The organism is Amaricoccus sp. (genome assembly GCF_036846665.1).
GTDB lineage: Bacteria > Pseudomonadota > Alphaproteobacteria > Rhodobacterales > Rhodobacteraceae > Amaricoccus.
On sequence record NZ_DAIUBO010000200.1, the window covers coordinates 1 to 7,163 of the forward strand.

The 7,163-nt window shown below is 66.6% G+C and carries 7 protein-coding genes and 1 pseudogene; 1 reads left to right on the forward strand and 7 read right to left on the reverse strand.

Going from position 1 to position 7,163, the window contains the following annotated elements; genetic code table 11:
* From V7050_RS16290 to V7050_RS16305, 4 genes are all read right to left on the reverse strand, one after another.
* Nucleotides 1-686: hypothetical protein (locus tag V7050_RS16290; protein WP_324410841.1), on the reverse strand; the 686-nt coding region annotated here is incomplete at its 3' end.
* Nucleotides 687-721: 35 nt separating this feature from the next.
* Nucleotides 722-1,684, reverse strand: coding sequence for a carbohydrate kinase family protein (locus tag V7050_RS16295; protein WP_324374656.1), 963 nt, complete (start codon nt 1,682-1,684; stop codon nt 722-724).
* Nucleotides 1,685-2,242: 558 nt separating this feature from the next.
* The gene (locus V7050_RS16300; protein ID WP_324374654.1) at nt 2,243-3,835 is read right to left on the reverse strand and encodes a solute:sodium symporter family transporter; all 1,593 of its coding nucleotides are present in this window, start codon (nt 3,833-3,835) and stop codon (nt 2,243-2,245) included.
* 339 nt (nt 3,836-4,174) lie between these two features.
* The gene (locus V7050_RS16305; RefSeq protein ID WP_324374652.1) at nt 4,175-4,729 is read right to left on the reverse strand and encodes a transposase; all 555 of its coding nucleotides are present in this window, start codon (nt 4,727-4,729) and stop codon (nt 4,175-4,177) included.
* Between the two features lie 40 nt (nt 4,730-4,769).
* On the opposite strand from V7050_RS16305, the pseudogene V7050_RS16310 reads away from it, so the two are divergent.
* A pseudogene (locus V7050_RS16310) lies at nt 4,770-5,096 on the forward strand (IS630 family transposase); the annotation flags it as partial.
* 23 nt (nt 5,097-5,119) lie between these two features.
* Here the strand turns inward: V7050_RS16310 and V7050_RS16315 are convergent.
* The 3 genes from V7050_RS16315 to V7050_RS16325 form a co-directional block, all read right to left on the reverse strand.
* On the reverse strand, nt 5,120-6,217 hold the full coding sequence (locus tag V7050_RS16315; RefSeq protein ID WP_324374650.1) for a helix-turn-helix domain-containing protein: 1,098 nt from the start codon (nt 6,215-6,217) through the stop codon (nt 5,120-5,122).
* A gap of 254 nt (nt 6,218-6,471) precedes the next feature.
* Nucleotides 6,472-6,675, reverse strand: coding sequence for a formate dehydrogenase subunit delta (locus V7050_RS16320; RefSeq protein ID WP_324374648.1), 204 nt, complete (start codon nt 6,673-6,675; stop codon nt 6,472-6,474).
* Nucleotides 6,665-7,163: formate dehydrogenase accessory sulfurtransferase FdhD (locus V7050_RS16325; RefSeq protein WP_324410843.1), on the reverse strand; the 499-nt coding region annotated here is incomplete at its 5' end. The genes V7050_RS16325 and V7050_RS16320, both read right to left, overlap by 11 nt.

A 7,163-nucleotide genomic window follows, 5' to 3' on the forward strand; every position in this document is an offset into this window, starting at 1 on the left:
CCCTCCGGCAACGCGAGAACCGTGCCGGTGCCGATCGAGATGCCGGTATCGAGCGTTCGGACCTCGATATAGGCCGCTTCCGCGTCCACCGAAGCCCCCTGCACCGCCAGATGCCGGCTCCTGGCCCATTTCTGCCAGACGACCTCGGGGTGCAACACCGGCTTCTCGCTCCAGGCCGGCAGCCGGTCGAGATTGTAGCGCTCGGCGTCGAGCGCGCTCTCCACCGTGATGCGCGCGGAATGGTTCTCCGCCGTCACGCTCAGCCGGAAGCCGCAGAGATGGCGATCGGCCAGCGAGGCGAAGCGCAGGCTCGTCACCCGCGTCTCGCGCCCCTCCCCGTCGCGGAACAGGGTGTCGCGATGCAGGAAACCGGTCTGCAGGTCGAGGATGCGCCGGTGTTCGAGCACCTCGCAGGTCTTCACGTCGAGGATGTGGCCCTCCACCCGCAGGCGCAGCCCGATCCAGCCGGGGACATTGACCTGGTCGATCACCGTGGAATCGTGATGGTCGTAGACGCCGTTGAGATAGGTGGCCGGCAGCTCGCCCTTATGGCCCTCCTCCAGCGAGGCGCGCGTGCCCTGATAGCCGTTGCCGACCGTCAGGACGGTCTCCCAGAAGTTCGCCCGGGCGGGATCGAAACCGTCTTCCACGACGAGCCAGTCGCCGCCGCTGATCTTGGGGAACATGGGATGCTTCTCCTGCGCGGATGCCTGCGAGGGGCTCAGTCGAAATAGGTCTCCGCGATCTGCCGCTCGGTGCGTTCGAGATCGAAGTAGACGTCAAGCTCGCTGCTGGTGCAGCGCTGCGCCCCGGCGCAATTGCCGTACCAGCAGGCCTTCACGAAATCGCCGGTCCTGAGATAGCCGAAGGCGAGCCCGCCGGCGAAGGAATCGCCGCAGCCGGTGGTGTCCACCACATGGTCGACCTTGACCCGCTTGACGACATGCTCGCGGAACCTGCCGTCGGGACTGCGGAAATAGACCGCGCATCCGTGCTGGTCGAGCGTCACGTAGAGCGCCTTCACGCCCAGGTCGAGGCAATGCTCCGCGAAGCGCGGCAGCTCGTCCATGGTCAGCTCGTTGGGCTCGTCGCCATGAACCTCGCCGTCGAACCAGGCGCAGCGCGCCTCCTCGAGGTTCATCTTGAGGATGTCGATGAAGGGCAGCCAGCGGTCCCGGTCGATCCAGAAGCGGTGGTAGCGGTCCCCCTTCGTGGTGACGCCGTTGGTCGGCCCATGCGCATCGAAGACGACGAGCCCCGCGCTGTTGGCCTTGATGTAGCGCAGCGTCTCCAGCGGCACCTCGAAATCGGTGATCGGCACGAAGACGAAGGCGGCGCAGCCCATCAGATCCTCGATGTCGGCGGGCAGGATCGGGCTCATGAAGCCGGTCTGCTTCTCCAGCCGCCGGTTCTGGTCGACATAGGTCAGCTCGATGACGTCACCCTGATCCGCCCGGTCGGACATGTGGGAGAGATCGATATTGGCGAAGGGCGCGAGGAGCCTGCCGATCCGCGGCGCGTCGGCGCGTCGCACATGGCTGACGAGGCTCACCGTGGAGCCCGCCCCGGCAAGCGCGGAGATGCAGACGGCCGTATAGACCGCGCAGCCGAACTTCTCGAGCTTCTCCCCCTGATAGGTGGTGATGTTGTCCCGCGGCACCGGGCCGAGAACGGCGATGTTCATGTTCTCCCGCACCTGGACGGATCCTCCTCCTTGCGAAGCCGGCCGTGGCCTTTGCTCGCATCTCTTGTTCTTGTGCGACGGAGGGAAATCGGCGCCTCTCGGGCCGAAAGGCGCCATGGCGATCCCGGCGGCACCGCAGAATGTGCCGTCACCTCGACCGTTCGTCCCGCTCCCCCGACGTGCCGCCGCCTTTCCCGCTGCGGCCTGCCGAGGCTAGCACCGCCCTGATGCCGGGCATACCGGCATCTCGATACCGCATGCTTATTCGGGATCACCTTCCGCCGGGGCCTGCGGAAAACGCAAGGCGGGTATTCCGCCTCTGCGTTTCACTATGGTCCCGCGCCACCCTATCTTGGGGCCGACCGAGACAATTGCGGTCGAAAGGAGCACGCCATGATCAGACAGACCGCCCGCCGCGCGCGCGGCTACTTCGCGGCTCTCGTGCATGCGAGGGCGCAGTCGGTGCAGCGCCTGGAACAGGCCCTGCGCGACCGGCGCTGAAGACGACGGACGGCCCGGAATGCCCGGGCCGCCCGCTTCACCCATTCCCGACCCGATTCAGGTGAAGACGAAATAGGTCGAGACGACGATCAGGACGATCAGCGCCCCCAGCGGCTTGGCCATCGGCCAGGGCGTCATGTCCACCGCATGAGATTCGGTCGGCACCCATGGCTTCTCCGCCGGATGCAACTTGCCGATCACGAGCATGATGCAGACGTTCAGCACGAACAGGATGAACATGACGTGCAGGAAGTGCGGATAGCTGTCCGCGCCCACGATGTTCTTCAGGACGAACTGGCTGAGGATATAGAGCCCGACCCCCGAGGCGAGCGCGATCTTGGCGGCATGGGGCGGAACCTTCCGCGTGAAGATGCCGACCAGGATGATGGTCAGGATCGGGATGCTGTAGCAGCCGTTGACCTCCTGCAGGTAGCCGAACAGCCCCTGAGGCGCATTGGCGATGAAGGGGGCGATGGTCATCGAGGCGATGGCCAGGATCGTGCCGAACTTCTTGCCCGCGGAGACGACCTGCTCGTCGGTGGCATCGTGGCGGAAATACTCCCGGTAGATGTCCACGCCGAAGAGCGTCACCGAGCTGTTCAGCGCCGAGTTGAAGGAGCTCAGGATCGCGCCGAAGAGCACCGCAGCGAAGAAGCCGTGGAACGCGGTCGGCAGCACCGCCGTCACCAGCCGGGGATAGGCCTCGTCGGCAACCTCGAGCTGCCCCTCGAAGAGGTGATAGGCGACGATGCCGGGCAGCACGACGATCACAGGGCCGAAGATCTTCAGGACGCCCGCGAAGAGCAGGCCCTTCTGCCCCTCCTTGAGATCCTTGGCACCCAGCGCGCGCTGGATGATCGCCTGGTTGGTGCCCCAGTAGAACAGCTGCACCAGCATCATGCCGGTGAAGATCGTCGCGAAGGGGATCGACGAATCCGGCCCGCCGATCGAATCGAACTTCTCGGGGTTGGAATTGTAGAGCGTCGAGATGCCCTGGAACACGCTGCCCTCGCCGATCGCGGCCAGGCCGAAGAGCGGGATCAGCAGCCCGCCGGTGAAGAGGCCGACCGCGTTGATCGTGTCGGACACCGCGACCGCCTTGAGCCCGCCGAAGATCGCGTAGATCGAGCCGACGATGCCGATCGCCCAGACCGTCAGCCAGAGCGCGGCAGTGGGTGACACGCCGAGGAGCGCAGGCACGTCGAACATGTTCGAAAGCGCGAGCGCGCCCGAATAGAGCACGATCGGCAGAAGCACGATCACATAGCCCGACAGGAACAGGATCGAGGTGATCGTCTTGGTCTGGCGGTCGAAGCGCTCCTCCAGGAAGCTCGGGATCGTCGAGATCCCCGAACGCAGGTAGCGCGGCAGCAGCACCAGCGCCGTCACCACCATGGCGATGGCGGCCAGGGTCTCCCAGGCCATGACGAGGATGCCTTCCGAATAGGCCTGCCCGGTCAGGCCGACGATCTGTTCGGTCGAGAGGTTGGTCAGGAGCAGCGACCCGGCGATCACCGGCGCGGTGAGCGACCGCCCGCCCAGGAAATACCCGTCCGAATGATGCTCGTCCGTCCCTCTCGTCCAGTAATACGACAGGATCGCCACGAGGCCCGTGAAGCCGACGAAAGCCAGTATGTTTAACGCACCCATCCAGTTTCCTCCTCCAGTTCATGCCCGGGATTCTTCTCGCGGCATTGCGGAACAGATACCGGCATCCCGCGCCCGCCGAGACCGAATTTTCACGTGGCATACATATTTTAATCCCGCCCCGCCCCCCGGGCGGCACGGCAAGCAGAGGCCGGCAGCGGTACGGCAAGGCGGCGCGGAACGCCCTGCGCCGCGGGGCGCAGCGGCAGCCTGGCGCCGGCGGCCACCGGACCTCAACGCCGTCCGCAACCCTCCCCAGGCCGAACAGAAGGAAGCGCCCCGATCATCCCGAGATCGGATCGAGGCATTGAGCGGCCGGAGACATGGTTGCGTTTCGGTGCGCTACACGACTCTCGCCGATTTCAGCCCTTTCGGAGCCAGGGATCGCCATGGGTATGTTGCTCTGTCGGGATCGGACCTGAGCAGGTTTCGGATGTGGTCGAGGCCGATCCTGAACCAGGAACGGGCGAGGTAGCCGTGGGACTTGCGCTCCGGCTCGCGGCCGCCGAGCAGGTCGGCGGCGGCGCGTCCAGCCCAGGCGAGGGCAATGGCGACGATGGCCATCGGGAGGGCGCGCTTGCGGGGACAGGTGAGGCGGGTGTCCTCGATGCTGAGGCCGCGGGTCTTGGCGTCGCCGAACATGGCCTCGATGGCCCAGCGGCGGCGGTAGGCCCGGAGCGCCCGCCGGGGCGGGAGGTTGGAGACGACGATCAGCCATTCGCCCCGGAGGCGCTTGGCGGCGAAGGCGAGGATGGGCCCGTCCGCGCAGCCCGACCAGAGGCGACCGCGGAAGGTGCGGCTCGCCCGCGTGCGGTGCAGGCGGGCGAAGAGGGTGAGCTCGCAGCTGCCGTCGGTGACGAACCGCTGCAGCCGCCGGTAGGCCGACGCCGTCCCCACGCTCCCGCCCCGCTCGCAGGCCACGTGGCCGGGGATGGGGGTCCCTCACGGCCACTGGAAGACCACGACCTTCGTCGCGGGCCTCCGTCTCGGCGGCATGGTCGTCCCCATGGTCCTCGACGGTCGATCAACGGCGACTGGTTCGAGGCCTACGTCCGCCAAGTGCTGGCGCCCACCCTCCGCCCCGGCGACATCGTGATCATGGACAACCACTCCAGCCACAAGCGGGCCTCGGTCCGGGCGATGATCGAGGTAAGGCGCAAGGCTCGCCTTCCTTCCGCCCTACAGCCCCGACTTCAACCCTATCGAGATGGCCTTCGCGAAGCTCAAGGCGCTGCTGCGCAAGGTCGCCGAGCGCACCGTCGACGTCTTCATACAGGATTCGGCTGATCACGTCGGGCTGCTGGTCCTGGGCCACCAGTTGAAGCGGGTGTTTGCGGCGATGGTGGCGCGGTCGTCGCAGAGGGTGCGGCAGCGCTCTGCGAGGACGGTGTCGAGGTCCCGGAGGGTCTCGAAGTATCGGCTTGCGACGGGTTCGTCGACGAGCGGCCAGAGATGTTCGGCCGGCTGCAGCTCCGGCGTGTAGGGGTTCGAGGGACAGGAAAACCGTCCGGTGGACGGATTTCCCGAGAACGGTAGACGAGCCTGACGCCCACGGGAACGGCGAGGTTCGGCTCGGTGTGCCAGCCGGCGCCGTCGAGCAGGAGGACGACGACCCGGTCGCGCCCGGCGCCGGTCGCGCGCGCGAAGCCGGCGAGCATCATCTCGAAGAGCCGCTTGTCGATGCAGTCGGAGAGGTACCAGACGGTCTCGCTGCTCTGCGGCGCGACGAAGGTGGTGACGTAGAGCCATTCGAAGCGGTGGTGGCCGGGCGCCACGGGCCGCTCGCAGATCGGCGCCCAGACCCGGCGCCGCACCGGCTTCAAGCCGAGCCGGTGCTCGTCGGTCGCCCAGAGCTCGACAGGTCGGTCTTCGCCCGCTCCTCGGCGACCACCTCGCCGAGCTTCTTTTGAACGCCGACTGCTCCTCCGCCCCCGCCGCCTTCGGGTTGCGCGGCAGCGGCGCCTGGATCGACCAGCCGATCCGCTTCAGCGCCTCCCAGCCCCGCGGCGGATGCACATGCACGAGCCCGAGCCGCGCCGCCATCCAGCGCGCCACCTTCGGCCCGCTCCAGAGACCTCCGTCGTCCGGCGGGGTCTTCAGACGCTCGCGCAGCGCTTCGAGGTCCTCCCCCGACAGGAGCGGCCGCGCTCCGACGTTGCCGCGCCGCCGGTCTCCCAGCGCTCCGACGCCTTCCGCCGCGTAGCGCCGGGCGAGCTTGCTCACCCAGCGTGGGCTCAGCGCCACGATCTCGGTTATCTCCGCCGTCGAATGCCCCTTCGCCAGCAGCCTGATCACCTGGCAGTGGCTGCGCTCGACGACATCCTTCGCGGCGCGAAACCGCTCCCCCAATTCCTCCACCGTCGCCTGCCCCACGACTCCCGCCATGCCCCGCCTCCTATTTGCGGAGCAGAATAACCGCTTCGATTCCATCGGGGAATCCCCCCCGCCGGAATCAATCAGCCGGATTCGGTTTCACACCGCAGGAATGCGCGAACTACTTCGCCGCCGCCGGGCACGATCCAGATTGATCGGGAAATGCTCTAAATCATTGAAAAATATTGGAATCCAGGTTCGGGTGCGCGCCGATCCGAGAAAGGTGCCCGCGCAGAGAAGAATTTGAGACCCACGTTCGAGGTTGCTCAGCGAATGAGCGCCGTTGCATCGACTACCACACGGTCCAGGCCGGAGCCACCCCGGTCCACGTAGTCGCGCAACTGGTCGCGCATGCGCGGCTCCCAGAAGTCGGCGATATGGGAGGCGACCTTTTCGGTAGCGTCGCCCGGTTGCGTCTTGAAGAAGGTGGCGATCTGATTGGCCATGTGTACCATCTTTTCAGGCGACATTCGTGACCTCGTCTGCAATGCGATGGGCATGTGAATAGATGTCGAAGCCGCCACCACGGGCGAAAGCGACAAGCGTGACGCCAGCTTCCTCCGCCAAGTGGACTGCCCGCGCCGTCGGGGCGGATAAGGCAACAAGACCGGGGATCCCGGACATGGCGCATTTCTGAACCAGTTCGACCGAAAGGCGGGACGTCATCACCGCCACGCCGGATGCGGAGTCGAAACCAGAGCGCATCAATGCACCGATCAGCTTGTCGAGCGCGTTGTGCCGGCCGACATCCTCGCGCACGAGTACGATCCCCTGGCCAGGCACAAGAAACCCCGCGGCGTGAGTCGCGCGCGTCTTGGCATGGAGCGCCTGCCGCGGGCGCAGAGCTTCGGTCGCCCCGGAGACCTCCGTGCGGGAGAGGCACAGCGACCCGTCGGCGACACGTGGTAGCGGCCGCATCGCCTGTTCGAGGCTGTCGATTCCACATAGGCCGCACCCC